Origin of the sequence: Bradyrhizobium sp. 199, from assembly GCF_023073355.1 — a bacterium.
In the GTDB taxonomy this organism is placed as follows: domain Bacteria; phylum Pseudomonadota; class Alphaproteobacteria; order Rhizobiales; family Xanthobacteraceae; genus Bradyrhizobium.
In genome coordinates this window covers 57098-80776 of record NZ_JADPJI010000002.1, presented here as the reverse complement: position 1 = coordinate 80776, position 23679 = coordinate 57098, and the positions used below count along the sequence as shown (strand labels likewise).

At 64.2% G+C, this 23679-nt stretch carries 22 protein-coding genes; 15 read left to right on the top strand and 7 right to left on the bottom strand.

The window, feature by feature from the left end; translation table 11 throughout:
* Nucleotides 1-13 precede the first annotated feature (13 nt).
* From IVB28_RS00380 to pnp, 6 genes are all read left to right on the top strand, one after another.
* Nucleotides 14-697: an RNA-binding protein gene (locus IVB28_RS00380; protein ID WP_247524091.1), complete on the top strand. Its 684-nt coding sequence runs from the start codon at nucleotides 14-16 to the stop codon at nucleotides 695-697.
* Nucleotides 698-769: 72 nt separating this feature from the next.
* Nucleotides 770-3472, top strand: coding sequence for a translation initiation factor IF-2 (gene infB, locus IVB28_RS00375; RefSeq protein ID WP_247524090.1), 2703 nt, complete (start codon nucleotides 770-772; stop codon nucleotides 3470-3472).
* A 155-nt stretch (nucleotides 3473-3627) separates the two neighbouring features.
* Nucleotides 3628-4086 carry a 30S ribosome-binding factor RbfA gene (rbfA, locus tag IVB28_RS00370; RefSeq protein WP_247524089.1) on the top strand — a complete coding sequence of 153 codons (459 nt, stop codon included), beginning with the start codon at nucleotides 3628-3630 and terminating at the stop codon, nucleotides 4084-4086.
* Nucleotides 4083-5204, top strand: coding sequence for a tRNA pseudouridine(55) synthase TruB (truB, locus tag IVB28_RS00365; protein ID WP_247524088.1), 1122 nt, complete (start codon nucleotides 4083-4085; stop codon nucleotides 5202-5204). The genes rbfA and truB overlap by 4 nt, the downstream gene beginning before the upstream one ends.
* Nucleotides 5205-5206: 2 nt before the next feature.
* Nucleotides 5207-5476, top strand: coding sequence for a 30S ribosomal protein S15 (rpsO, locus tag IVB28_RS00360; RefSeq protein ID WP_247524087.1), 270 nt, complete (start codon nucleotides 5207-5209; stop codon nucleotides 5474-5476).
* 377 nt (nucleotides 5477-5853) lie between these two features.
* On the top strand, nucleotides 5854-8010 hold the full coding sequence (pnp, locus tag IVB28_RS00355; RefSeq protein WP_247524086.1) for a polyribonucleotide nucleotidyltransferase: 2157 nt from the start codon (nucleotides 5854-5856) through the stop codon (nucleotides 8008-8010).
* 217 nt (nucleotides 8011-8227) lie between these two features.
* Here the strand turns inward: pnp and katG are convergent, their stop codons facing one another.
* Complete coding sequence (gene katG, locus IVB28_RS00350) at nucleotides 8228-10393, bottom strand: catalase/peroxidase HPI (RefSeq protein ID WP_247524085.1); 2166 nt, start codon at nucleotides 10391-10393, stop codon at nucleotides 8228-8230.
* A gap of 114 nt (nucleotides 10394-10507) precedes the next feature.
* Between katG and IVB28_RS00345 the strand changes: the two genes are divergently transcribed.
* The 5 genes from IVB28_RS00345 (at nucleotide 10508) to IVB28_RS00325 (ending at nucleotide 13544) form a co-directional block, all read left to right on the top strand.
* Entirely contained in the window at nucleotides 10508-11434 is a 927-nt protein-coding gene (locus IVB28_RS00345; RefSeq protein WP_247524084.1) for a hydrogen peroxide-inducible genes activator, read from the top strand.
* A gap of 7 nt (nucleotides 11435-11441) precedes the next feature.
* Complete coding sequence (locus tag IVB28_RS00340; RefSeq protein ID WP_247524083.1) at nucleotides 11442-11906, top strand: GNAT family N-acetyltransferase; 465 nt, start codon at nucleotides 11442-11444, stop codon at nucleotides 11904-11906.
* 92 nt (nucleotides 11907-11998) lie between these two features.
* On the top strand, nucleotides 11999-12295 hold the full coding sequence (locus tag IVB28_RS00335) for a hypothetical protein (RefSeq protein ID WP_247524082.1): 297 nt from the start codon (nucleotides 11999-12001) through the stop codon (nucleotides 12293-12295).
* Nucleotides 12280-12876, top strand: coding sequence for a hypothetical protein (locus IVB28_RS00330; protein WP_247524081.1), 597 nt, complete (start codon nucleotides 12280-12282; stop codon nucleotides 12874-12876). The genes IVB28_RS00335 and IVB28_RS00330 overlap by 16 nt, the downstream gene beginning before the upstream one ends.
* A gap of 71 nt (nucleotides 12877-12947) precedes the next feature.
* The gene (locus IVB28_RS00325; protein ID WP_247524080.1) at nucleotides 12948-13544 is read left to right on the top strand and encodes a glutathione S-transferase family protein; all 597 of its coding nucleotides are present in this window, start codon (nucleotides 12948-12950) and stop codon (nucleotides 13542-13544) included.
* 107 nt (nucleotides 13545-13651) lie between these two features.
* Here IVB28_RS00325 and fabI read toward each other — a convergent pair whose 3' ends face one another.
* The 3 genes from fabI to fabA form a co-directional block, all read right to left on the bottom strand.
* Complete coding sequence (fabI, locus tag IVB28_RS00320; RefSeq protein WP_247525309.1) at nucleotides 13652-14452, bottom strand: enoyl-ACP reductase FabI; 801 nt, start codon at nucleotides 14450-14452, stop codon at nucleotides 13652-13654.
* Between the two features lie 161 nt (nucleotides 14453-14613).
* Complete coding sequence (gene fabB / locus IVB28_RS00315) at nucleotides 14614-15837, bottom strand: beta-ketoacyl-ACP synthase I (protein WP_247524079.1); 1224 nt, start codon at nucleotides 15835-15837, stop codon at nucleotides 14614-14616.
* A gap of 54 nt (nucleotides 15838-15891) precedes the next feature.
* Nucleotides 15892-16413, bottom strand: coding sequence for a bifunctional 3-hydroxydecanoyl-ACP dehydratase/trans-2-decenoyl-ACP isomerase (gene fabA / locus IVB28_RS00310; RefSeq protein WP_247524078.1), 522 nt, complete (start codon nucleotides 16411-16413; stop codon nucleotides 15892-15894).
* A gap of 351 nt (nucleotides 16414-16764) precedes the next feature.
* Here fabA and irrA point away from each other — a divergent pair, with 351 nt between their 5' ends.
* Entirely contained in the window at nucleotides 16765-17256 is a 492-nt protein-coding gene (gene irrA / locus IVB28_RS00305) for an iron response transcriptional regulator IrrA (protein WP_247524077.1), read from the top strand.
* A 140-nt stretch (nucleotides 17257-17396) separates the two neighbouring features.
* Here irrA and IVB28_RS00300 read toward each other — a convergent pair whose 3' ends face one another.
* Nucleotides 17397-17927 carry an SH3 domain-containing protein gene (locus tag IVB28_RS00300; protein WP_247524076.1) on the bottom strand — a complete coding sequence of 177 codons (531 nt, stop codon included), beginning with the start codon at nucleotides 17925-17927 and terminating at the stop codon, nucleotides 17397-17399.
* Between the two features lie 320 nt (nucleotides 17928-18247).
* Between IVB28_RS00300 and IVB28_RS00295 the strand changes: the two genes are divergently transcribed.
* Nucleotides 18248-19249: a D-glycerate dehydrogenase gene (locus IVB28_RS00295; protein WP_212243473.1), complete on the top strand. Its 1002-nt coding sequence runs from the start codon at nucleotides 18248-18250 to the stop codon at nucleotides 19247-19249.
* 4 nt (nucleotides 19250-19253) lie between these two features.
* Here IVB28_RS00295 and IVB28_RS00290 read toward each other — a convergent pair whose 3' ends face one another.
* The gene (locus IVB28_RS00290) at nucleotides 19254-20165 is read right to left on the bottom strand and encodes a LysR family transcriptional regulator (protein WP_247524075.1); all 912 of its coding nucleotides are present in this window, start codon (nucleotides 20163-20165) and stop codon (nucleotides 19254-19256) included.
* 114 nt (nucleotides 20166-20279) lie between these two features.
* On the opposite strand from IVB28_RS00290, the gene IVB28_RS00285 reads away from it, so the two are divergent.
* Entirely contained in the window at nucleotides 20280-21287 is a 1008-nt protein-coding gene (locus IVB28_RS00285) for an aldo/keto reductase (protein WP_247524074.1), read from the top strand.
* Between the two features lie 9 nt (nucleotides 21288-21296).
* Here the strand turns inward: IVB28_RS00285 and moeB are convergent, their stop codons facing one another.
* Nucleotides 21297-22100: a molybdopterin-synthase adenylyltransferase MoeB gene (moeB, locus tag IVB28_RS00280; RefSeq protein WP_247524073.1), complete on the bottom strand. Its 804-nt coding sequence runs from the start codon at nucleotides 22098-22100 to the stop codon at nucleotides 21297-21299.
* A gap of 219 nt (nucleotides 22101-22319) precedes the next feature.
* Here moeB and IVB28_RS00275 point away from each other — a divergent pair, with 219 nt between their 5' ends.
* Nucleotides 22320-23678 (top strand): peptidoglycan-binding protein, encoded by a 1359-nt coding sequence (locus tag IVB28_RS00275; protein ID WP_247524072.1) that lies wholly within the window; start codon nucleotides 22320-22322, stop codon nucleotides 23676-23678.
* The last annotated feature ends 1 nt before the right edge of the window (nucleotide 23679 follow it).

Genomic DNA, 23679 nt, shown 5'->3' with positions numbered 1-23679 from the left:
GGATGTCGCCCGGATGCTCACCGATACTGATCCCGAACTCGACAATGGACCGCGGACCGAAAGGTCCGCGACCATGCGGATGTGCGCGGTCAGTCGGCAGGTCCGGCCGATCGACGAGCTGATCCGCTTCGTCGTCTCGCCGCAAGGCGAGGTGGTTCCAGATCTCAAACGCAAGCTGCCCGGACGCGGAATGTGGCTCACCGCCTCGCGCGGGGTGGTTGCGGAAGCCGTGCGGCGTCACCATTTTGGCAAGGCCTTCAAGCGCGAGCTGCGCATTCCCCAGACGTTTCCTGCCGACATCGAGGCGCTCCTGGTCCGGAGCGTGACCGAGGTCCTTGGGATCGCGGCCAAGGCGGGCCAGATCGTCGCCGGTTTCGGCAAGGTTGAAAGCGCCCTGCGGGAAGGCACGGTCGAGGTCCTGATCCACGCCAGCGACGGGGCCGCGGACGGAATCCGCAAATTGGACACGCTGGCGCGTCAAAATGACGGAAATCGCGACGCCAAGCCGCAGATTCCCGTCGTTACCGTACTGAAATCGGTAGAATTGGATTTGGCACTTACCCGGTCAAATGTGATACATGCTGCCCTGCTCGCGGGCCCGGCGAGCAAGTCATTCCTGTCACGTAGCCAGATGCTGGTCCGATACCGGATGGCGGACGCTGACAAGACTGCCGAAAAGCCCGGCCAGGATTTCTGAGAGACAACCACGACCCGATAGGACGGTGCGGCAACGCACAACGTTAACAAAGATCAGGATTAGGACTGCTGAATGGTTGATACCAAGACCCCTGACGACAAGAAGCTGAGCGTTCCGAGCAAGACGCTATCGCTCAAGCCGCGCGTCGAAACGGGCACTGTGCGTCAGAGCTTCAGCCATGGCCGCAGCAAGCAGGTCGTGGTCGAGAAGCGCGGCAAGCGCCGCATCGACGGCAGCCCCGAACCGCAGGCTCCCACCGTGGTTGCAAAGCCGGCCCCCGCCGCGCCTGCACCTGCTCCCTCACGCCCGGCTCCGCCGCGCAACGCCGGCTCCGGCGTGGTGCTGCGCACGCTGACCGAGGACGAGCGTTCCGCCCGCGCCAGCGCGCTGGCCGATGCCAAGGTGCGCGAAGTCGAAGAGCGCCGCGTGGCCGAGGAAGAGGCGCAGCGCCGCGCTGTTCGCGAAGCCGCCGAACGCGCCGACCGCGAGGCCGCCGAATCCCGCCGCAAGGCCGAGGAAGAGCGCCATCGTCACGAGGACGAAGCCAAGCGCAAGGCTGAGACCGAGGCCAAGAAGCGTTTTGGCGAAGGCGAGCAGCCGCAATCTGCGCCGCGCTCCGCGGCAGCGGCATCGGCCGCTCCTGCACCGCGATCCGGCGCGCCCGCCGCGCGGCCTGGAACCGCGACGGCACGCCCGGGAACGACGACAGCACGCCCTGGGACCAGCACGCAGCGGCCGGGCGGCGGACCGGTGGGTCGCGCGCCCGCGGTCGCGGCCGGACCCGACGAGGACGATGGTCCGCGCCAGATCCGTCGCGGTCCCGGCGGCGCCGCGCGTCCCGTGATCGCCCCCAAGCCCACCCACAAGCCCGGCCCGCAAAAAGAGCGCGGCCGCCTGACGGTCGTCACCGCGCTCAATGCCGACGAGGTGCGCGAGCGTTCGATCGCCTCGTTCCGCCGCCGCACCCAGCGCCTGAAGGGCCATGCCTCGAATGAGCCGAAGGAAAAGCTCATCCGCGAGGTGGTCATTCCGGAAGCGATCACGATCCAGGAACTCGCCAACCGCATGGCCGAGCGCGCGGTCGACGTCATCCGCATGCTGATGAAGCAGGGCGCGATGCACAAGATCACCGACGTGATCGACGCCGACACTGCCCAGCTGATCGCCGAAGAGCTCGGCCACACCGTCAAGCGGGTTGCCGCGTCCGACGTTGAGGAAGGCCTGTTCGACGCCACCGACGATTCCACCGACACCGAGCCGCGTTCGCCGGTGGTGACCGTGATGGGTCACGTCGACCACGGCAAGACCTCGCTGCTCGACGCACTCCGTCACGCCAACGTGGTCTCCGGCGAAGCCGGTGGCATCACCCAGCATATCGGCGCCTATCAGGTCGTCTCGCCCGAGAGCGGCAAGAAGATCACCTTCATCGACACGCCCGGCCACGCCGCGTTCACCGCGATGCGCGCCCGCGGCGCCAAGGTCACCGACATCGTCGTGCTGGTGGTCGCGGCCGATGACGGCGTCATGCCGCAGACGATCGAAGCCATCAACCACGCCAAGGCGGCGCGGGTGCCGATCATCGTGGCCATCAACAAGATCGACAAGCCCGACGCCAAGCCCGAGCGCGTCCGCACCGAGCTGCTCCAGCACGAGGTGCAGGTCGAATCGTTCGGCGGCGAAGTCGTCGACGTCGAAGTGTCCGCCAAGAACAAGACCAATCTCGACAAGCTGCTCGAGATGATCGCGCTCCAGGCCGATATCCTTGACCTCAAGACCAATTCGGAACGGCCGGCCGAGGGTACCGTGATCGAGGCCAAGCTCGACCGCGGCCGCGGTCCGGTCGCGACCGTGCTGGTTCAGCGCGGCACGCTCCGGGTTGGCGACATCATCGTCGCCGGCGCCGAGATGGGCCGCGTCCGCGCACTGATCTCGGATCAGGGCGAGACCGTGCAGGAAGCAGGTCCGTCGGTGCCGGTCGAAGTGCTCGGCTTCAACGGTCCGCCGGAAGCCGGCGATCGTCTCGCCGTAGTCGAGAACGAAGCTCGCGCCCGCCAGGTCACCAGCTATCGTGCTCACCAGAAGCGCGAGAACGCGGCTGCCTCGATCTCCGGCATGCGCGGCTCGCTCGAGCAGATGATGTCGCAATTGAAGACCGCGGGCCGCAAGGAATTCCCGCTGATCATCAAGGCCGACGTGCAGGGCTCGCTGGAAGCGATCCTCGGCTCGCTGGAGAAGCTCGGCACCGACGAAGTCGCAGCCCGCATCCTGCATGCCGGCGTCGGCGGCATCTCGGAATCCGACGTGACGCTGGCCGAAGGCTTCAATGCCGCGATCATCGGCTTCTCGGTTCGTGCCAACAAGGAGGCCGCTGCGGCCGCCAAGCGCAACGGCATCGAGATCCGCTACTACAACATCATCTATGATCTCGTGGACGACGTGAAGAAGGCGATGAGCGGCCTGCTGGCGCCGACCTTGCGCGAAACCATGCTGGGCAATGCCGCCATCCTGGAGATCTTCAACATCTCCAAGGTCGGCAAGGTCGCCGGCTGCCGCGTCACCGACGGGACTGTGGAACGCGGTGCCAATGTGCGCCTGATCCGCGACAACGTCGTCGTGCACGAAGGCAAGCTGTCGACGCTGAAGCGCTTCAAGGACGAAGTGAAGGAAGTCCAGTCCGGTCAGGAATGCGGCATGGCCTTCGAGAACTACCACGACATGCGCGCCGGTGACGTGATCGAGTGTTACCGCGTGGAGACGATCCAGCGCTCCCTGTAAGTCCAAATCTTACCGAAGCGCCGGATCTTTTTGAGCTGAAATTGCGGGAGTGCGATGGCCGGATTTTTTTCCGGCCATCCATCCCTCTTCGTTTCAACAGGACAAATGTCAGCGCCCGTGTTCCAGACACGGGCATGACGAGGTGATTTTCAAGAATGCCACGCCATCATCAGAAAAAGAGTTCCGCTCCGGGCGGAGGCTCGCAACGTCAGTTGCGCGTCGGCGAGCAGGTTCGCCACGCGATGGCCGAGATTCTGGCGCAAGGCACTGTGCATGATGCGGATCTCGAAGGTCACATCATCACCGTGCCGGAGGTGCGGATGTCGCCCGACCTGAAGCTCGCGACAGTCTACGTAATGCCGCTCGGTGGCCGCGACACCGGGATCGTCATCGCTGCGCTCGAACGCAACAAGAAGTTCTTGCGCGGCGAAGTCGCGCGGCGCGTTAACCTGAAATTTGCACCTGACCTTCGCTTCCGCGTCGACGAACGATTCGACGAAGCGGAACGGATCGAGAAGCTTTTGCGAACACCTGCGGTGCAGAAGGATCTCGAACAGGACTTCGAACAGGACTTGGAACAGAATCCGGATTCGGATCGGGAAGAAGGCCAATGACGATGGACCCGGCTCACGGCACGATCGGCGGCGAAGAAGCCGATCAGCGCGACCTGCAGACAAATAATTTTGCGGATCGCGGCGACAGTTCTCAGCCGCAGCAGGAGCCGCGCCGCGTCAACAACGATCCGCGCGCTAACACCAAGCAGAAGGGTAACCAGGTTCGCCGCGACCGGCGCGACGTCCATGGCTGGGTGGTGCTCGACAAGCCGATCGGCATGACCTCGACGCAGGCGGTTGCGGTGCTCAAGCGCCTGTTCAACGCCAAGCGCGCCGGACACGCCGGCACGCTCGATCCGCTCGCCTCGGGCGGGCTGCCGATCGCGCTCGGGGAAGCCACCAAGACCGTTCCCTTCGTCATGGACGGCCGCAAGCGCTACAAGTTCACGGTGTGCTGGGGCGAGGAGCGCGACACCGACGATATCGAGGGTCGGGCGACCGCGACCTCCGACCAGCGTCCGACCCGGGAGGCGATCCTGGCCCTCCTGCCCCGGTTCACCGGGGTGATCGAGCAGATCCCGCCGCGCTATTCCGCGATCAAGGTCCAGGGCGAGCGCGCCTACGACCTCGCCCGCGACGGCGAGATCGTCGAGCTGGCGCCCCGTCCAGTCGAGATTCATCATTTAACCCTTGTGGATCAACCGGATAACGATCGGGCCGTGTTCGAGGCCGAATGCGGCAAGGGCACCTATGTCCGCGCGCTCGCCCGCGATATGGGCCGGATTCTCGGCACTTTTGGCCATATCTGCGCGCTGCGGCGGACCCTGGTCGGCCCATTTGGCGAAAACGACATGATTCCACTGGATCAGCTGGAGGCTTTGTGCGATAGAGCCGCGTCCGGCGAGGGTAGCCTCGCGGACGCGCTTATGCCCGTTGAGACCGCGCTGGACGACATCCCGGCACTGGCCGTCACTCGGGCTGATGCGGCAAGGCTCCATCGGGGCCAGGCCGTTTTGTTGCGCGGACGGGATGCGCCCACTTGTAGCGGCACAGTCTATGTCACGGTGGCAGGCCGGCTTCTCGCGCTTGCCGAAGTCGGCAATGGCGAAATCATCCCCAAGCGTGTGTTCAACCTGACCGGCCTGACTGCCTCAGCCGGTCGCAACGAGAGAAATTGACGATGTCGATTGCCGCAGAACGCAAAGCGGAAGTCATCAAGACGAATGCCAACAAGGCCGGCGACACCGGCTCGCCCGAGGTTCAGGTCGCGATCCTGTCGGAACGCATCAACAACCTGACCAACCATTTCAAGACCCACGTGAAGGACAACCATTCGCGTCGCGGCCTCTTGAAGCTGGTCTCGACCCGCCGCTCGCTGCTCGACTACGTCAAGAAGCGGGACGAAGCGCGGTACAAGGCGCTGCTCGAGAAGCACAACATTCGTCGCTAACAGTTCTTGCGCGCGCCAACGGCGCGCGTTTTCGCACGTGGCTTCGAACGAAAGCGCCTGTTTTAAGCTTTTTGATCGAGGCCACGCGCACGTCGGATGCGAGCCGTTGACGGCTGGCATCCGGGGCACGATCGGCGAAAGACCGCGGTTTGGTGTTCGCATTCGTGCCGACTGAAAGTCCAGCAGCAATCCGGCGGCTGGGCACAACGGGCAAGGCGCCCGTATGACCCGAAAGGATGGACGCCATCCGAAATCCAAAAACCATGGCAGGATCGCAGGACGCTGATCACCCGCTTCGGTCAGCGCCCTGCAATCTTGCGCATGGTTTTTGTTTTTCGATCCGTCCTTCTTTCGAGAACCCATGAAAGAAAACTTCTATGTTCAATAAGCATTCAGTTGAGATCGACTGGGGCGGACGCCCTCTCAAGCTGGAAACGGGCAAGATGGCCCGCCAGGCCGACGGCGCCGTCGTCGCCACCTATGGCGAGACCGTGGTGCTCGCCACCGTCGTCGCGGCGAAGTCGCCACGCGAAGGCGTCGATTTCCTGCCGCTAACCGTCGACTACCAGGAAAAGACCTACGCTGCGGGCCGCATTCCCGGCGGCTATTTCAAGCGCGAGGGCCGTCCGACCGAGAAGGAAACGCTGGTCTCCCGCCTGATCGACCGTCCGATCCGTCCGCTGTTCGTCGACGGCTGGCGCAACGAGACCCAGGTGATCGTCACCGTGCTTTCGCATGACATGGAGAACGACCCTGACATCGTCGCGCTGGTGGCCTCGTCGGCGGCGCTGACCCTGTCGGGCGCACCGTTCAAGGGCCCGATCGGCGCGGCCCGCGTCGGCTTCGCCAATGACGAGTTCATCCTCAACCCGACGCTCGACGAAATGGTCGACACCCAGCTCGACCTCGTCGTCGCCGGCACCGCCGACGCCGTCCTGATGGTGGAATCGGAAGCCAAGGAGCTGAACGAAGACATCTTGCTCGGCGCGGTGATGTTCGGTCACCGTCATTTCCAGCCGGTGATCAACGCGATCATCGAGCTCGCCGAGAAAGCCGCCAAGGAGCCGCGCGAAGTCACCGTCATCGACAATTCGGCGCTCGAAAAGGAAATGCTCGGCATGGTCGAGCAGGAACTGCGCGCCGCCTACGCCATTCCGGTCAAGCAGGATCGCTACGCTGCGGTCGGCAAGGTCAAGGAAAAGGTGATCGCGCATTACTTCCCGGAAGGGCAGGAGCCGAAATACGACAAGCTGCGCATCGGCGGCGTGTTCAAGGAGCTCGAAGCCAAGATCGTTCGCTGGAACATCCTCGACACCGGCAAGCGCATCGACGGCCGCGACAGCAAGACCGTGCGCAACATCGTCGCCGAAGTCGGCGTACTGCCCCGCGCCCACGGCTCGGCGCTGTTCACCCGCGGCGAGACCCAGGCCTTGGTCGTGACCACGCTCGGCACCGGCGAGGACGAGCAGTACATCGACGCGCTGTCGGGAACGTACAAAGAGACGTTCCTGCTGCACTACAACTTCCCTCCCTACTCGGTCGGTGAGACCGGTCGCCTCGGCGGCACCAAGCGCCGCGAGATCGGCCATGGCAAGCTGGCCTGGCGCGCGATCCACCCGGTGCTGCCGCCGCACCACGAATTCCCCTACACCACGCGCGTGGTGTCGGAGATCACAGAATCGAACGGCTCGTCCTCGATGGCTTCGGTCTGCGGCGCTTCGCTCGCGCTGATGGATGCCGGCGTGCCGTTGAAGCGGCCGACCGCGGGCATCGCGATGGGCCTGATCCTCGAAGACAAGCGCTACGCGGTTCTCTCGGACATCCTCGGCGACGAGGACCATCTCGGCGACATGGACTTCAAGGTCGCAGGCACCGAGCAGGGCATCACCTCGCTCCAGATGGACATCAAGATCGAGGGCATCACCGAAGAGATCATGAAGGTCGCACTCGCCCAGGCCAAGGATGGACGTATCCACATCCTCGGCGAGATGGCCAAGGCGCTCACCAATGCCCGTGCCGAGCTCGGCGAATACGCGCCGCGCATCGAGACCTTCAAGATCGCCACCGACAAGATCCGTGAAGTGATCGGCACCGGCGGCAAGGTGATCCGCGAGATCGTCGAGAAGACCGGCGCCAAGGTCAACATCGAGGACGACGGCACCGTGAAGGTCGCCTCGAGCGATGGCGAGGCGATGAAGGCCGCGATCAAGTGGATCAAGTCGATCGCATCCGATCCGGAAGTCGGCCAGATCTATGACGGCACCGTCGTCAAGGTGATGGAGTTCGGCGCGTTCGTGAACTTCTTCGGCTCCAAGGACGGCCTCGTCCACATCAGCCAGCTCGCTTCGGCGCGCGTGCAGAAGACCTCCGACGTCGTCAAGGAAGGCGACAAGGTCAAGGTCAAGCTGCTCGGCTTCGACGACCGCGGCAAGACCCGCCTGTCGATGAAGGTCGTCGACCAGACCACCGGCGAAGACCTCGAAGGCAAGGGCGGCGAGGGCGAGAAGGCTCCCCGCGAAGCCGCCGGCGAGTAAGTCTCGCTCCCGGTCAGAAACACGAAAGGGCGGCCGAAAGGCCGCCCTTTTTGTTTGTGCCGTTTTGTTGATCAGTCCGTAGCCCGCATGAAGCGAAGCGCAATGCGGGACTGGCGTGCCGACTGCGCTGCGCTCCATCCGAGCTACGGGAGCAATCTCTTCCGCATCCGCCCCCCGCCAAGGCTTCGGGGAACAAGAGCGGGAGAGATGCAACACCTCACGCCGCGAGGTCGTACCGGTCGAGGTTCATCACCTTGGTCCAGGCCTTCGCGAAGTCCTGCACGAACTGCTCCTTGGAATCCGACGTGGCATAGACTTCCGCGTAGGCGCGGAGCTGCGAGTGCGCGCCGAAGATCAGGTCGGCGCGCGTGCCGGTCCACTTCACCGCATTTGTCTTGCGGTCGCGGGCCTCGTAGGTGCCGTCAGCTGCCGGCGCCCACTGCGTGCTCATGTCGAGCAAATTGACGAAAAAGTCGTTGCTCAGCGTGCCCACTTTCGAAGTGAAGACACCGTGCTTCGAACCGTTCGCGTTGGCGCCGAGCACGCGCAGGCCGCCGACCAGCGCCGTCATTTCCGGGCCGGTCAGTCTGAGCAGCTGCGCACGATCGACCAGCGCCTCTTCCTGCTGCATGAACTGATGCCTCTTGCCGACATAGTTGCGGAAGCCATCGGCCCGCGGCTCGAGCGGTGCGAACGATGGCGCGTCGGTCTGCTCCTGCGAGGCATCCATGCGGCCCGGCGTGAACGCAACCTTCACGTCGACGCCGGCATCCTTCGCTGCCTTCTCGACCGCGGCGGTGCCGCCGAGGACGATGAGATCCGCGAGGGAGACCTTCTTTGCGCCTGACGACGCGTTGAAGTCCTTCTGGACCGCTTCGAGCTTGCCGAGCACCTTGGCGAGCTGAGCCGGCTGGTTCACCTCCCAATCCTTCTGCGGGGCAAGGCGAATGCGCGCGCCATTGGCGCCGCCACGCTTGTCCGAGCCACGGAACGTCGAGGCCGACGCCCAGGCGGTGGAGACCAGCTCTGAAACCGAGAGGCCCGAAGCCAGGATCTTGGTTTTCAGCGCAGCGATATCCTGGTCGCTGGCCAGTTCGTGGTTCACGGCCGGAATCGGATCCTGCCAGATCAACGTCTCCTTCGGCACCAGCGGGCCGAGATAGCGCTGGATCGGACCCATGTCGCGATGAGTGAGCTTGAACCAGGCGCGGGCGAACGCATCTGCGAACTGATCCGGGTTCTCGAGGAAGCGACGCGAGATCTTCTCATAGGCCGGATCGAAGCGCAGCGAGAGGTCGGTCGTCAGCATCGTCGGCCGATGCTTCTTCGACTTGTCGAAGGCATCGGGAATGATGGCTTCCGCGTTCTTGGCAGTCCACTGTTGCGCACCGGCCGGGCTCTTGGTCAGCTCCCACTCGAAGTTGAACAGATTCTCGAAGAAGTTGTTGCTCCATTTCGTCGGCGTCTTCGTCCAGGTCACCTCGAGGCCGCTGGTGATGGAATCGCCCGAGTGGCCCGATGCGTGCTTGCTCTTCCAACCTAGACCCTGATCCTCGAGGGCGCCCGCTTCCGGCTCCGGTCCGACCAGCGAGGGATCCCCCGCGCCATGGGTCTTGCCGAAACTGTGGCCGCCGGCGATCAGCGCGACGGTTTCCTCGTCGTTCATCGCCATGCGGGAGAAGGTCTCGCGGATGTCCTTGGCCGCGGCAACCGGATCCGGCTTGCCGTTCGGGCCTTCCGGATTGACGTAGATGAGGCCCATCTGAACCGCGCCAAGCGGCTCGGCGAGCTGCCGTTCGCCGCTGTAGCGCTCATCGCCAAGCCAGGTGCCTTCCGGACCCCAATACAGCTCTTCCGGCTCCCACACGTCAACGCGGCCGCCGGCGAAGCCGAAGGTCTTGAAGCCCATCGATTCCAGCGCAACGTTACCGGCCAGCACCATCAGATCGGCCCAGGAAAGCTTGCGGCCATACTTCTGCTTGATCGGCCAGAGCAGGCGGCGCGCCTTGTCGAGATTGGCGTTGTCGGGCCAGCTGTTGAGCGGCGCGAAACGCTGCTGACCGGCACCGGCGCCACCGCGACCGTCCGTGGTGCGGTACGTGCCCGCGCTGTGCCAAGCCATGCGGATCATGAGGCCACCATAGTGACCGAAGTCGGCGGGCCACCACTCCTGCGAGTCCGTCATCAGCGCGGTCAGGTCCTTGATGACGGCGTTCAGGTCGAGCGACTTGAATTCCTTGGCGTAGTCGAAGCCCTTGTCCATCGGGTCGGACTTGTCGGAATTCTTGTGCAGCATCTCGATGCTGAGCTGCGTCGGCCACCAGTCGCGGTTTGCCGGCACGCGTTTTCCACCCGAAAACGGGCACTTTGAAGTGTCGTCCATGAATACCTCCTCTGGTGGCGTCGAACTCGCGCCTTTGACCAGGTAGAAGCACTCTAAGCTTCGCGTTCGATCAGGGGAAGTTGACTTTAATGATCGCTGCGATAAGTTTTTCTGATGATGAACCTGACGCTGCGCCAGCTCCGTTATTTCGACGCCCTGGCGCGTCACGGCCATTTCGGCCGCGCGGCTGAGTCCTGTTCCATCTCGCAGCCGGCGTTGTCGATGCAGATCAAGGAATTGGAGGAGGCGCTCGGCGGCCTCCTGCTGGAACGCAGCGCCCGGCAGGTGGCGCTGACCCGATTTGGCGAGGAGCTGGCAAAGCGCGTCCGCGACATTTTACGTTCGGTCGACGAACTCGGCGATTTCGCCCGCGCCTCGCAGGACCGGTTCTCCGGACGGCTGCGCATCGGCATGATCCCGACGATCGCGCCCTATTTGCTGCCCACGATCACCAAAAATCTCACGCGCATGCATCCGGAGCTCGACATCCGCGTGCGCGAGACGATGACGCCGCGGCTGATCCAGGAACTGGTGGAGGGACGGCTCGATACCGCCATCGTGGCGTTGCCGGTGTCCGAGCCCTCGCTCACCGAGGTCGCCCTGTTCGAGGAAAAATTCCTGCTGGTCCGGCCGGGCGCGGATGAGGGAACGCCGGCACCTTCGCGCGAGATGATACGGGAGATGCGGCTGTTGCTGCTCGAAGAGGGCCACTGTTTCCGCGATCAGGCCCTGTCGTTCTGCAACATGCAATCGGCGCCGCCGCGCGAGATGCTGGATGCCAACTCGCTGTCGACACTGGTCCAGATGGTCAGCGCGGGCATCGGCGTGACGTTGATCCCGGAGATGGCGGTGCCCGTGGAAACGCGATCGGCCTCGGTCTCGCTCACGCGCTTCCGCGACCCGCAACCATCCCGCACCATCGGCATGGTCTGGCGCAAGACCAGCCCGCTGGCCCGGCAGCTGCTGCAAATCTCGGAGGTGGTATGCCTGTCGGCCGGCAAGGCGCGCCCGCGTCCGGCCGTGCGCAATCACCGGACCTGAGCGCCGGATGTCGCATCAGCTCATCCGCCCTGCCCGTGCCGGCGAATACGATGAGGTCGGCCGCGTCTGGATGGAGAGCTGGGTCTCGACCGGCCTCGGCGAGGCCAGCGACTTCCTGCTCGCAAACCTGCGCGCGCGCATCCGGCGCGAGATCGAAGACGGCTGGAGCCTGTTCGTCGCCGACGATCAAGGCACGATCACCGCCATGCTGGCGCTGCATGTGCCGAAGCTCTATCTCGACATGCTCTTCGTCGCGCCCGCCTATCAGGGCCAATCACTCGGCCGGCAATTGCTCGCCTTCACCCGCACGCAAATGCCTGACGAGATGTACCTGCGTTGCGTCCGCGAGAACGAAAAGGCCTGGCGCTGGTACGAGCGCGAAGGTTTTGTGTTCGAGAAGCAGGAGATCGAGCCCTCGAACGGGTTCATGATGAAGTATTATCGGTGGAAGCGGCAGGGGCCCACCGGGTAGATTACGACCAGCGGGTGCACCTTGCGGTTGTCACACTCCCACCCTACTGTGGCGTGTCCCGTGATCCCTCGCCTCTGATCCCCTTGGAATCCATGTTTCGATCTGCTGCCCCATTGCTCGTCCTGCTGTCACTTCTAACTTCGGCATCAGCGCAAACTCCTCCGACAAGCTCTGCGTCTCCCGCACCGGCAAAACCAGCCGCCAAGAAAGTCGCGCCGAAGGCCAAGCAGCCGGCGGCGAGCAAGCCGCAGGCGGCGGATATCGGCCCCTGCAAGCTTGGCGTGATCTCGGTGATCGGCGAGCGCTACTCCGTCCAGAAGTTCGGGCTAACCATCTTCGAGAACGAGGAAGCCGAAGGGGTCTCGACGATCTCGTGTTCGCGCGGGTGAAAGCCGCAACGGGCGGCGATCCCGGTGTTCGCAGGATCGCCTACCCCAGGGGAGCGTTCGAGCCCTTCTATCATCCGAAATCGCGTTTCATTCCCGATCCCAGCGAACGTCTGCCGGCGATCGTGCGTGGCATCACACCGAACGTGAGTTGCGATCGCTATCTGGTTGCGACCACGCATAAAGGAGAATTGCCGGGCAGCCGCATGATGTTGAACGGCATCGGCACATTCAATCAAGGGCTCGGAAATCTGATCCGGCATTCGCATTTGTTCGCGAACATCTCGATCAACCTGATCGACGGACGGAGCTACGAGGAGATCAAGCGCCCCTTTGTGAATTTCGGCGCGAACTTCGCCGCAAGCATGCGACTGACCGAAGACCCGCTTAACAAGCTCGACAATGACCAGTTCCCCAACCCGCCCGCGGCCGCTTCGAGCAGCGCGATCCTGCGCGAGAAAACGCGGGCGCTCACACCGACAGGCTCGATCGGGGGCTTCCCGGGTATCTCAAGCAAGACTGACACGCACTCATTCGCGTTGACCAAGATGTGGCGGCCGAACGCTGCATCGGACCAGCCGTAGTGCGTTGCGATTTCGAAGTAGACACGCGATGAATAGCCCCGCCCGCCTCACGCCGATGGAAGGTTCCCGCCATGATCAAGCTCTATTGGTCGCCCCGCTCGCGCTCGTTCACGACGCTCTGGCTGATGGAAGAAAGCGGTCTTGCCTACGAGCGCGTGCTGACCGACATCTCAACCGGCGCGCAGAAGGCGCCGGATTTCCTCAAGGTCAACCCGATGGGCAAGGTGCCGGCGCTCGCCGACGCCGACGTTGCACTCGGCGAAGCCGCCGCGATCTGCGCCTACATTGCCGATCGCTATCCCGAGACGAAGCTTGCGCCCGCCGTGACCGATCCGCGCCGCGGGCGATACCTGCAATGGCTGTTCTTTTCGCCGGGCTGCATCGAGCCCGCCATCATCCAGATCTTCACCAAGATCGAGATCCCGACCTCGACCGCAGCCTGGGGCAGCGCGACGCAGGTGTTCGACGTGCTGGAGGCTGCGCTGGCCAGGGGACCATGGATTCTCGGCGAGGAATTTTCGGCCGCCGACATCACGATCGGCTCGGGCCTGAATTTCGCGGTGCGGCAGTTCAAGATGGTGCCATCGCGCCCCGCCTTCGAGGCCTATCTCGCGCGCTGCATGGCGCGGCCGGCATTCCAGCGTGCGGAGAAGATCGCAGCGGGTTGAAGCAGCTCTCTTAGGGTGGGCAAAGCGAAGCGTGCCCACGTTCTGTGCGCAATTGTTGAGAGATCGTGGGCACGTCGCTTGCGCTCCTTTGCCCACCCTGCGAAGTCCTACTCCGGGGCCTTCAAATCGTCCGGCCTCGGCATCAGGACTGTGTTGTAGCCGGAATCGACATAGTGGATCTCGCCGGTCACGCCGCCGGACAGATCCGACAGTAGATACAGCGCCGAGCCGCCGAGTTCGTCGAGCGTGACGCCGCGGCGGAGCGGCGAATGCTTCTGCATGAAGGCGAACATGGCGCGCGCCTCGCCGATGCCCGAACCCGCGAGCGTGCGGATGGGGCCTGCGGAGATCGCGTTGACGCGGATGCCGCGCGGCCCGAAATCGGAGGCGAGATAGCGCACGGAGGCCTCCAGCGCCGCCTTGGCCACGCCCATCACGTTGTAATTCGGCATCGCACGCTCGGAGGCGCCGAAGGTCAGCGTGATCATGCTGCCGCCCTCCATCATCAGCTCGGCGGCGCGCTTGGCGACCTCCGTGAACGAGAAGCAGGAGATCACCATGGTGCGCGAAAAGTTCTCGCGGCTGGTGTCGGCGTAGCGGCCCTTGAGTTCGTTCTTGTCGGCAAAACCGATGGCGTGGATTACGAAGTCGAGCTTGCCCCACTTCTCGCGCAGCACACCGAAGGTGGCATCGACGCTGGCGATGTCCTCGACGTCGCAAGGCAGCACCAGATCGACACCGAGCTGTTCGGCCAGCGGCTTGACCCGCTTGCCCAGAGCCTCGCCCTGGAAGGTGAAGGCGAGCTCGGCACCGTGGGCATGCAGCGTCTTCGCCATGCCCCAGGCGATCGAATGATCATTGGCGATGCCCATGATCAGACCGCGCTTGCCTTTCATCAAACCTTCCATCTCGCCATTACCTTCCGTTTTCGTCATGCGGGCAAAAGCGCGAAGCGCGTCGTCGCGCTGGATGTCCCGGGTATCAGCACTTCCAACCCCGGGGCCAATACGTGGATGGCCGGGACAAGCCCGGCCATGACGAGAAAATCAACAGTCCGCCAACAATGGCATCACGCATCCAGCCGGCTGAACACCAGCGTTGCATTGGTGCCGCCGAAGCCGAAGGAGTTCGACAGCACGGTACCGATTTTGACATTGTCGATGCGCTTGCGCACGATCGGCATGTCCGCGAACACGGGGTCGAGCTCCTGGATGTGCGCGCTCTCGCAGATGAAGCCGTTGTTCATCATCAGCAGCGAGTAGATCGCCTCCTGCACGCCGGTGGCGCCCAGCGAGTGGCCGGTCAGCGCCTTGGTCGCCGAGATCGGCGGGCACTTTTCGCCGCTGCCGAACACCCGACGGAGCGCGTCGATCTCGGGGGGATCGCCGGCGGGGGTCGAGGTCGCGTGGGGATTGATGTAGTCCACCTTGGTCTTCACCGTCGACATCGCCATGCGCATGCAGCGCTCGGCGCCTTCACCCGATGGCGCGACCATGTCGTAGCCGTCCGAAGTCGCGCCGTAGCCGACGATCTCGCCGTAAATGCGGGCGCCGCGCGCCTTGGCATGCTCGAGCTCTTCCAGCACCAGCACGCCCGCGCCGCCGGCGATGACGAAGCCGTCGCGGTTGATGTCGTAGGGGCGCGAGGCCGTGGCAGGCGTGTCATTGTACTTCGAGGACATCGCGCCCATGGCGTCGAACAGCACCGACAGCGACCAGTCCAGTTCTTCGCAGCCACCGGCGAAGACGACGTCCTGCTTGCCGATCTGGATCGTCTCGTAGGCATTGCCGACGCAATGGTTCGACGTCGCGCAGGCCGAGGAGATCGAGTAGTTCACGCCCTTGATCTTGAACCAGGTCGCAAGCGTCGCGGAGGCCGTGGACGACATCGCCTTCGGCACTGCAAACGGCCCGACGCGCTTGGGTCCCTTTGTGCGGGTGATGTCGGCGGCTTCGACGATGGTGCGGGCGGACGGGCCGCCGGAGCCCATGATGATGCCGGTGCGGACGTTGGAGACCTCGTCCGGCGACAGACCGGAATCCTGGATCGCCTGCTCCATGGCGACGTGATTCCACGCCGCGCCCTGACCGAGGAAACGCATGGCGCGGCGGTCGACCACCGTCGCAGGATCGAGCGTCGGCGCGCCTTGCACCTGGGAACGAAAGCCGAGTTCGGCATGTTTCTCAGCCCGAGAAATGCCCGACTTCGCCTCGTGAAGGCTCGCAAGCACTTCCTGGGTGTTGTTTCCGATCGACGAGACGATGCCCATCCCGGTGACCACAACCCGCCTCATGACAGCCTCGCCCTGCTCGTTGTCTTCTTGCTCGTTCTCTTCGTGATGATGCGCTCAGCCCAGGCTCGTGCCTTGCTTGAACAGGCCGACCTTCAGGTCCTTGGCGCGATAGATAATCTGGTCATCGACCGAAAGCCATCCGTCGGCAATCCCGAGCACCAGCTTTGAACGCATCACGCGCTTGATGTCGACGTTGTACACAACCTTGCGGGCCTCGGGCAGCACCTGACCGCTGAACTTCAATTCGTTCAGACCAAGCGCGCGGCCTCGACCTTCGCCCCCGGTCCAACCCAGATAGAAGCCGACCATTTGCCATAGCGCATCGAGGCCGAGGCAGCCGGGCATCACGGGATCGTTCTTGAAGTGGCAGCCAAAGAACCAGAGGTCGGGCTTCACGTCGAGCTCGGCGCGGACCACCCCCTTGCCGAATTCGCCGCCGGTCTCGCTGATGTCGGTAATGCGGTCGAACATGAGCATCGGCGGCAGCGGCAATTGCGCATTGCCAGGGCCGAACATCTCGCCGCGGGCACAAGCCAGCAGATCTTCATATTCGTAACCGTTGCGCCTGTTCAGCATGCGGAAGCCTCTGTGTTCTAACCCCGATTGAGCGGCGTTTCCGGCAAAACGGGGCCCATCTTATTCGAAAAGCAACGCCTGTTGCCCTTGTTAAGACGAGAATACCGAAGGATCCGGATGGATTGCGCGGCCCTGAATGCTTGGCCGCACCAAAATCGGCTAAGCGGAACCGCGGGCTCTCTAACACAGGCCATTTCGGGTAGCAAAGCGCTCTCATGAAGGTAAAATGGCGGGGCGCCGGCCCGGTTCCCGGCTAATTAGAACCACTCTAGTTGCGAGAAACTTGCATCTGCATCTATCTCTCCATATATGTTGCAGAGAGTTAGCGTCCACGCGTGCCCGATTTTGGAAATGACTGAAAACAGCGCCACCCGCCACGATGACGACGTTCACGCCGCGGCCCTCCTGTCCGGCCGCCAGCCGGCTTTGACCGGCTGCCCGTGGCACGACGTCAACGAAATGCTCCAGTCCGCCGGGCTGCGTCCGACGCGCCAGCGTATGGCGCTCGGCTGGCTATTATTCGGCAAGGGCGCGCGGCACCTCACGGCTGAAATGCTCTACGAGGAAGCGACGCTGGCCAAGGTTCCGGTGTCGTTGGCGACCGTCTACAACACGCTGAACCAGCTCACCGATGCCGGCCTGCTCCGCCAGGTCAGCGTCGACGGTACCAAGACCTATTTCGACACCAACATCACCACCCACCATCACTACTACCTCGAGAACAGCCATGAGCTGGTCGACATCGAGGACCCGCATCTGGCGCTGTCCAAGATGCCGGAGGTCCCCGAGGGTTACGAGATCGCGCGCATCGACATGGTCGTGCGCCTGCGCAAGAAGCGCTGAGACGTCACTGAAATCGATCTGAGATCGTCGTGGCCGGGCTGTCCCGGCCATCCACGTTTTTGGGCCAGGCGAGAAGAGCGTTTATGCCCGCGACAAAGCCCGGGCATGACGTTGGGGCAGCAGTTCGCCCTCTTTTGGCGTCAGTTGACCTGCTCGTCCGAGTACACGCCCCAGAGGCGCTCCTGCTGAATCCAGCCGTCAAAGCCGTTGCCGGTGACGCGGCACCAGTTTGCAGCGCACTTCTTCACCTGCGTAACGACGCCGGCCTGGAGCTTTGCTGAAACGGCGCTGTCGAGATCGGCACGATCGTAAATCGGGGCAAGGTCGTCCTTGTGCTTCATGGTGACGACCGCAGTGCGGCGGCCCGACAGCAGCGAGTGATAGACCCAGCCCTCGGCGCCTTCGGAATCGCGCACCCGGCGCCAATTCTCGAACTCGGCGGTGATTTCCACCGGCAGGCCTGAACGGGTGTAGACCCAGGCCACGTCATTGTCCTTGGTCGGGCCAGCGCGGACGTTCACGTGGTCCGATTTGAGGCTGACATAGCGCGGCACCGGCAGGCCGCTGGCGGTCTGGGGCGTGGTCTCCTTGGCCGAATGCGAGGGGCCGACCGAAGCGCTCAACCAGGTGCAAACGAGCGCCATCACCGAACAAATACGCCCCAACGCCATCAACCCGTCTCCCGTCGAGGACCCGGCCTTGCCGGACCCTCACCCCAAAATTCCCAACCTGCCGCGTACATCCGACCCGCCACGCGGGTGTTCCCCAAGCCTGACCCGTGGTTCTTGTCTTGGCCCGGCCTTCTGCTAGAGAGGACGGGCACTTGAACAACCAGTTTGCCCCGATTTTCCGGCCGGAAATCTCGGGAGAGCTTGGAGGAAACGCCGGGGACGGACACGGCAAGGGCAGTGTCGAACAACCGGGTTAATGAGGCCTCAACGACCAGCCTTTGGCGACAGAGGCGGCCTGCGATGCCCCATGAGAGCAGGACATGTCGGTGAAGAAAAAGCCCCTCGTCGTGGTGACGCGCAAGCTGCCGGATTCAATCGAGACGCGGATGCGCGAATTGTTCGACGCGCGGATCAATCTCGAGGACACGCCGATGTCCGCCGACCAGATCGCGGAAGCCGCACGCACCGCCGATGTGCTGGTTCCAACGGTCACCGACCATATCAGCGCTGACATCGTCAACCAGCCCGACTGCAAGCTGCGGCTGATCGCCAATTTCGGCAACGGCGTCGACAATATCGACGTCGAAGCCGCGCACGCCCGCGGCATCACCGTCACCAACACGCCGAAAGTTCTGACCGAGGATACCGCCGACATGACCATGGCGCTGATCCTCGCCGTGCCCAGGCGGATGATCGAAGGCGCCTCGATCCTGACCGAGGGAAAACCCTGGCCGGGCTGGTCGCCGACCTGGATGCTCGGCCACCGCATCGGCGGCAAGCGGCTCGGCATCATCGGCATGGGCCGGATCGGCCAGGCGGTCGCGCGCCGCGCCCGCGCCTTCGGCCTGCAGATCCACTATCACAACCGCCGTCCCGTCGCGCCGAAGATTGCCGAAGAGCTTGGCGCGACCTATTGGGAAAGCCTCGACCAGATGCTGGCGCGGATGGACATCATCTCGGTGAACTGTCCGCATACGCCGGCGACCTATCATTTGCTCTCGGCGCGGCGGCTGAAGCTGATCCGGAAAGACGCCTACATCGTCAATACCGCGCGCGGCGAGGTGACCGACGAGGACACGCTGATCAAGCTGATCGAAGGCGGCGAGATCGCCGGCGCCGGCCTCGACGTCTACGAGCACGAGCCCGCGGTCAACCCGAAGCTGGTGCGGCTCGCCAAGGCCGGCAAGGTGACGCTGCTGCCGCATATGGGCTCGGCCACGATCGAAGGCCGCGTCGAGATGGGCGAGAAGGTGATCATCAACATCCGCACCTTCCTCGACGCCCACAAGCCGCCGGATCGCGTGCTGCCGAGCATGCTCTGAGAACTTATTTGCTTCGCGTGTCGCGCTTGCGCCAGTCGGCGACGAAATCGATGAAGGCCCGCAGCGCGGGCGGCGTTTGCCGCCGGCTCGGGTAATAAAGGAACGGGCCGGGGAACGGCTCGCACCAATCTTCCATCAGGCTGACCAGGGCGCCGGACTGCAGGGCTTCGCCGACATAGCCGTCGATCGTTGCCCAGATGCCGGCGCCGTCGAGCGCGGCGCGCATCGCCAGGGTCATATTCGTCGAGATCAGTTTTGCGGGCGGATCGACCTTCACGACCTGACCGGCTTTCTCAAACTCCAGATCGTGCATGACGCCGCTCGAGTAGCGAGCGCGGATGCAATCATGCCCGAGCAGATCCTTCGGATGTTTCGGCCTACCGCGGCGCGCGAGGTAAGCAGGCGATGCGACGACGACGTAGCGCTGCGGGCCGCTCAGCGGGATCGCCACCATGTCCTGTGCGAGATGCTCGCCATAGCGCACGCCGGCATCGAAGCCGGCAGTGACGATGTCGACGAAGCCGCTCTCAGAGACGATGTCGAGATCGACCTGCGGATACGCTGCGAGAAACGGCCCGGCCATCGGCGCCAGCACGAGATCGACCGCCGGCGGCGGCGCATTGATGCGCAGGCGGCCCGAGGCGACCTCGCGCAGGCCCCGCACCTGATCGAGCGCATCGCCGACATCGCGCAGCGCCGGCGCCACCCGCGACAGCAGCAGCTCGCCCGCCTCGGTCAGGGCGACGCTGCGGGTGGTCCGGTTCAGCAGGCGGACGCCGAGGCGCTCTTCGAGATCCCGCAGCCGCTGACTAAGGCTCGACACGGACACACGCATTTCGATCGCGGCACGCCGGAAATTGCGGGTGCGGGCGACGGCCACGAAGACATCGAGATCGCGCAAGTCGGGCTTGGTCATTGTTCGATAATGTGAACAAGCCATTCCGGATTGTCCAGCTTATCCGCGCAATCGAGTTGGCGCATATCTGGCCTCGTCACGCGGCGCATCAGCCGCCTTTCGAGGAGAGCCATCATGGAACAGCGCAAACTCGGTTCAACCGGCCCCACCGTCTCCGGCCTCGGGCTCGGCTGCATGGGCATGTCGGATCTCTATGGTCCCACCGATCGCGGCGAGAGCATCGCCACCATCCATGCGGCGCTCGATGCCGGCGTCACGCTGCTCGACACCGGCGATTTTTACGCCATGGGTCATAATGAGATGCTTGTCCGCGAGGCGCTGAAGGATGTCTCACGCGAAAAAGTGCAGATCAGCGTGAAGTTCGGCGCGTTGCGTGGTCCCGCCGGCGAATTCTCGGGAATGGACACGAAGCCAGCGGCGACCAAAAACTTCCTCGCCTACTCACTGCAACGCCTCGGCACCGACTATATCGACATCTATCGCCCGGCGCGGCTCGATCCGAACGTGCCCATCGAGGAGACCATCGGCGGCCTCGCCGATCTCGTGAAGGCCGGCTACATCAGGCATATCGGCCTGTCAGAGGTCGGCTCCGATACCATCCGCCGCGCCCATGCCGTGCACCCGATCGTCGATCTCCAGATCGAATATTCGCTGATCGAGCGCGGCATCGAGCGCGATATCCTCAAGACCTGCCGCGAACTCGGCATCGGCATCACGGCTTACGGCGTGCTCGCGCGCGGACTGATCAGCGGCCACTGGACCAAGGACAAGGGCAAAGCCGGCAGAGACTACCGGCTGATGACGCCGCGTTTCCAGGGCGCGAACCTCGATGCCAATCTCGCGCTGGTGGAATCCCTCCGAGCGATTGCCGCCGAGATCGGCGCCACGCCGGCGCAGGTCGCGATCGCCTGGGTGGCGGCGCAGGGCAAGGAGATCGTGCCGCTGGTTGGCGCGAGAACTCGCAATCGTCTCACCGAAGCGCTCGGCGCGACCCGGTTCACGCTGACACAGGCGCATCTCGCTGCACTGGCAGAGGCCTTCCCGCCGGATGTCGCCTCCGGAACGCGCTACGCCGCCGAGCAGATGGCGCATCTCGACAGCGAGAAACCGGCCACGGCGTAACCGCGGCAATCAGGTGCGATGGGCGCTGAGGTCGGTGACCACAGGCCCATCACCGTTGAGCGGATTGGCCGGATCGCGCCCGTAGCGCAGCGTCTCGAAGCGCATCGCGCGCGCATCGATCATCAGGAGGCGGCCGACAAGGCCGTCGCCGAAACCGACGATCTCGCGGATTGCCTCCAGCGCCATCATCGAGCCGAGCACGCCCGCCAGCGCACCCATGACGCCGGCTTCCGCGCATGCCGGTACGGTGCCGGGCGGCGGCGCCTCCGGAAACAGGCAGCGATAGGTCGGGTTAACCTCGCCCTGCTCGTTCGTCTCATGCGCGCGGATGGTCGTGAGCGAGCCGTCGAAGGTGCCGAGCGCAGCGGTAATCAGCGGCCGCTTCGCGAAGAAGCAGGCATCCGAGACCAGATAGCGCGTGGAAAAATTGTCGGAGCCGTCGAGCACGAGGTCGTAGTCGCCGATCAGGCTGAGCGCATTGTCGGCCTTGAGCCAGGTGGCGTGACCGACGAAACGGACATGCGGATTGAGCTCCGCGATCCGCTCGGCCGCGCTCTCGACCTTGTGCCGGCCGATATCGGGCGTGGTGTGGATCACCTGGCGCTGCAGGTTGGACAGCGACACAACGTCGTCGTCGACGACGCCGAGCGTGCCGATGCCGGCTGCGGCCAGATACATCAAAGCGGGCGCGCCGAGCCCGCCGGCGCCGATCACCAGCGCGGAAGCCCGCTTCAGCGCGGCCTGGCCCGGACCGCCGACATCGCGCAACACGATATGGCGGGCATAGCGTTCGAGTTCGTCCGGGCTCAGCATCGTATTCCTTCCAACTCCCTCCCCCATGGTGAGGAGGCGCGAAGCGCCGTCTCGAACCATGAAGGGGCCTCGCTGCCTCAGCCGGGCCTGCATCCTTCGAGGCGCCGCTTGCGCGGCTCCTCAGGATGAGGGTCAAACACCTGAACCACCCCAACATTGTTCGCGACCAACGAGATGTGCTTCAATGACACCGCGTTCAATGGGCTGGTTGGATTTGTCATGAGATCGATGCTTGCGGCAACCTTGATGTTTGCGGCTACCACAGGCGCGCAGGCCCAGATGACCGCGCCACAAATCCCCGGCTCCACCCCGAAAACGGTTCAGACCGTTCCGGTCAAGCCTCCGGCGATGCAGACGCCCTCGGCGACGGCCGATGCCATGGCAAAAGCAGAGCGGCTGTCGCTGCAATCCGATCTCGCCTGGGTCGGCCAGTACAACGGCGCCATCACCGGCGACGTCAGCGAACGCATGGTCACCGCCATCAAGGATTACCAGAAGGCCAAGGGCGGCAAGCCGACCGGCGTGCTCAATCCGCAGGAGCGCGCCGCGCTGGCCGAGACGGCACGAAAGAAGCAGGACAGCGTCGGCTGGAAGATCGTGACGGAGCCGACCAGCGGCGCCCGGCTCGGCATTCCCTCAAAGCTGGTGACGCAGCAGGCGAGCGACGCCAACGGCTCGAAATGGACCTCGCCGACCGGAACCGTGCAGGTGCTGCTCAGCCGCCGCAAGGAGGCGAACCCGACCTCGGCGAAGCTCGCGGAGCTGGAGAAAGAGCCGTCCGGGCGCAAGGTCGACTACACCGTGGTAAAGCCCGACTTCTTCGTCCTGTCGGGCTTGCAGGGCCTCAAGAAGTTTTACGTCCGCGGCGCCTTTAGAGGCGACGAGGTCCGTACCATGACGATTCTCTACGACCAAGCGACCGAGAATACGGTCGAGCCGGTCGTGATCGCGATGTCGAGCGCCTTCAATGCATTTCCGCCTGGGCCGCAGGCCGGGCCGCCGCCGCGCAAGACCGTCGAGTACGGCACCGGCACTGTCGTCAGTGACGATGGCGCAATCGTTGCCGACCGCCTCGTCACCGACGGCTGCCTCGCGATCACGATCGCGGGCCATGGCAGTGCCGACCGTGTCGCCGAGGACAAGGAGCGCGGTCTCGCGCTGTTACACATCTACGGCGCACGCGGCCTGAAGCCGTTCAGCCTTGCTGACGGCGCGGCGAAGACGAGTGTCGATATCATCGGTATCGCTGATCCACAGAGCCAGGGCGGAGCGGCCGGTGTGTCGAGCCTCAAGGCCGCGCTGGCATCCGTCGGCGGCGGCGAGACCGCGGTGTCACCGCCGCCGGCTGTCGGATTTTCCGGCAGCCCCGCGATTGACAGTGACGGCAAGTTTGCCGGGATCGCATTGTTGAAGCCGACCCACGTGGCCGGCCCGGCCAATGCGGCGCCGGCGGCGCAGGCGGTACTGGTGCCGGCTGACCGCGTGCGCGCCTTCCTTCAGGCGAATGGCGTGAACGCAAGCGGCGGGGCGAGCGACGCCAAGGCGTCCGTGGTTCGCGTCATCTGCGTCAGGAAGTAGC

Excerpts from the sequence above, each read along its gene's own strand:
- moeB (WP_247524073.1), bottom strand. The coding sequence starts at position 22,100 with ATGCTGAGCCCGGACGAACTCGAACGCTATGCCCGCCATATCGTGTTG.
- fabA (WP_247524078.1), bottom strand. The coding sequence starts at position 16,413 with ATGCTGAACAGGCGCAACGGTTACGAATATGAAGATCTGCTGGCTTGT.
- fabB (WP_247524079.1), bottom strand. The coding sequence starts at position 15,837 with ATGAGGCGGGTTGTGGTCACCGGGATGGGCATCGTCTCGTCGATCGGA.
- IVB28_RS00300 (WP_247524076.1), bottom strand. The coding sequence starts at position 17,927 with ATGGCGTTGGGGCGTATTTGTTCGGTGATGGCGCTCGTTTGCACCTGG.
- IVB28_RS00290 (WP_247524075.1), bottom strand. The coding sequence starts at position 20,165 with ATGACCAAGCCCGACTTGCGCGATCTCGATGTCTTCGTGGCCGTCGCC.
- rbfA (WP_247524089.1), top strand. The coding sequence starts at position 3,628 with ATGCCACGCCATCATCAGAAAAAGAGTTCCGCTCCGGGCGGAGGCTCG.
- IVB28_RS00295 (WP_212243473.1), top strand. The coding sequence starts at position 18,248 with ATGTCGGTGAAGAAAAAGCCCCTCGTCGTGGTGACGCGCAAGCTGCCG.
- IVB28_RS00285 (WP_247524074.1), top strand. The coding sequence starts at position 20,280 with ATGGAACAGCGCAAACTCGGTTCAACCGGCCCCACCGTCTCCGGCCTC.
- truB (WP_247524088.1), top strand. The coding sequence starts at position 4,083 with ATGACGATGGACCCGGCTCACGGCACGATCGGCGGCGAAGAAGCCGAT.
- IVB28_RS00275 (WP_247524072.1), top strand. The coding sequence starts at position 22,320 with ATGAGATCGATGCTTGCGGCAACCTTGATGTTTGCGGCTACCACAGGC.
- infB (WP_247524090.1), top strand. The coding sequence starts at position 770 with ATGGTTGATACCAAGACCCCTGACGACAAGAAGCTGAGCGTTCCGAGC.
- IVB28_RS00340 (WP_247524083.1), top strand. The coding sequence starts at position 11,442 with ATGTCGCATCAGCTCATCCGCCCTGCCCGTGCCGGCGAATACGATGAG.
- irrA (WP_247524077.1), top strand. The coding sequence starts at position 16,765 with ATGACTGAAAACAGCGCCACCCGCCACGATGACGACGTTCACGCCGCG.
- IVB28_RS00335 (WP_247524082.1), top strand. The coding sequence starts at position 11,999 with ATGTTTCGATCTGCTGCCCCATTGCTCGTCCTGCTGTCACTTCTAACT.
- katG (WP_247524085.1), bottom strand. The coding sequence starts at position 10,393 with ATGGACGACACTTCAAAGTGCCCGTTTTCGGGTGGAAAACGCGTGCCG.
- fabI (WP_247525309.1), bottom strand. The coding sequence starts at position 14,452 with ATGGAAGGTTTGATGAAAGGCAAGCGCGGTCTGATCATGGGCATCGCC.
- rpsO (WP_247524087.1), top strand. The coding sequence starts at position 5,207 with ATGTCGATTGCCGCAGAACGCAAAGCGGAAGTCATCAAGACGAATGCC.
- IVB28_RS00325 (WP_247524080.1), top strand. The coding sequence starts at position 12,948 with ATGATCAAGCTCTATTGGTCGCCCCGCTCGCGCTCGTTCACGACGCTC.
- pnp (WP_247524086.1), top strand. The coding sequence starts at position 5,854 with ATGTTCAATAAGCATTCAGTTGAGATCGACTGGGGCGGACGCCCTCTC.
- IVB28_RS00345 (WP_247524084.1), top strand. The coding sequence starts at position 10,508 with ATGATGAACCTGACGCTGCGCCAGCTCCGTTATTTCGACGCCCTGGCG.
- IVB28_RS00380 (WP_247524091.1), top strand. The coding sequence starts at position 14 with ATGCTCACCGATACTGATCCCGAACTCGACAATGGACCGCGGACCGAA.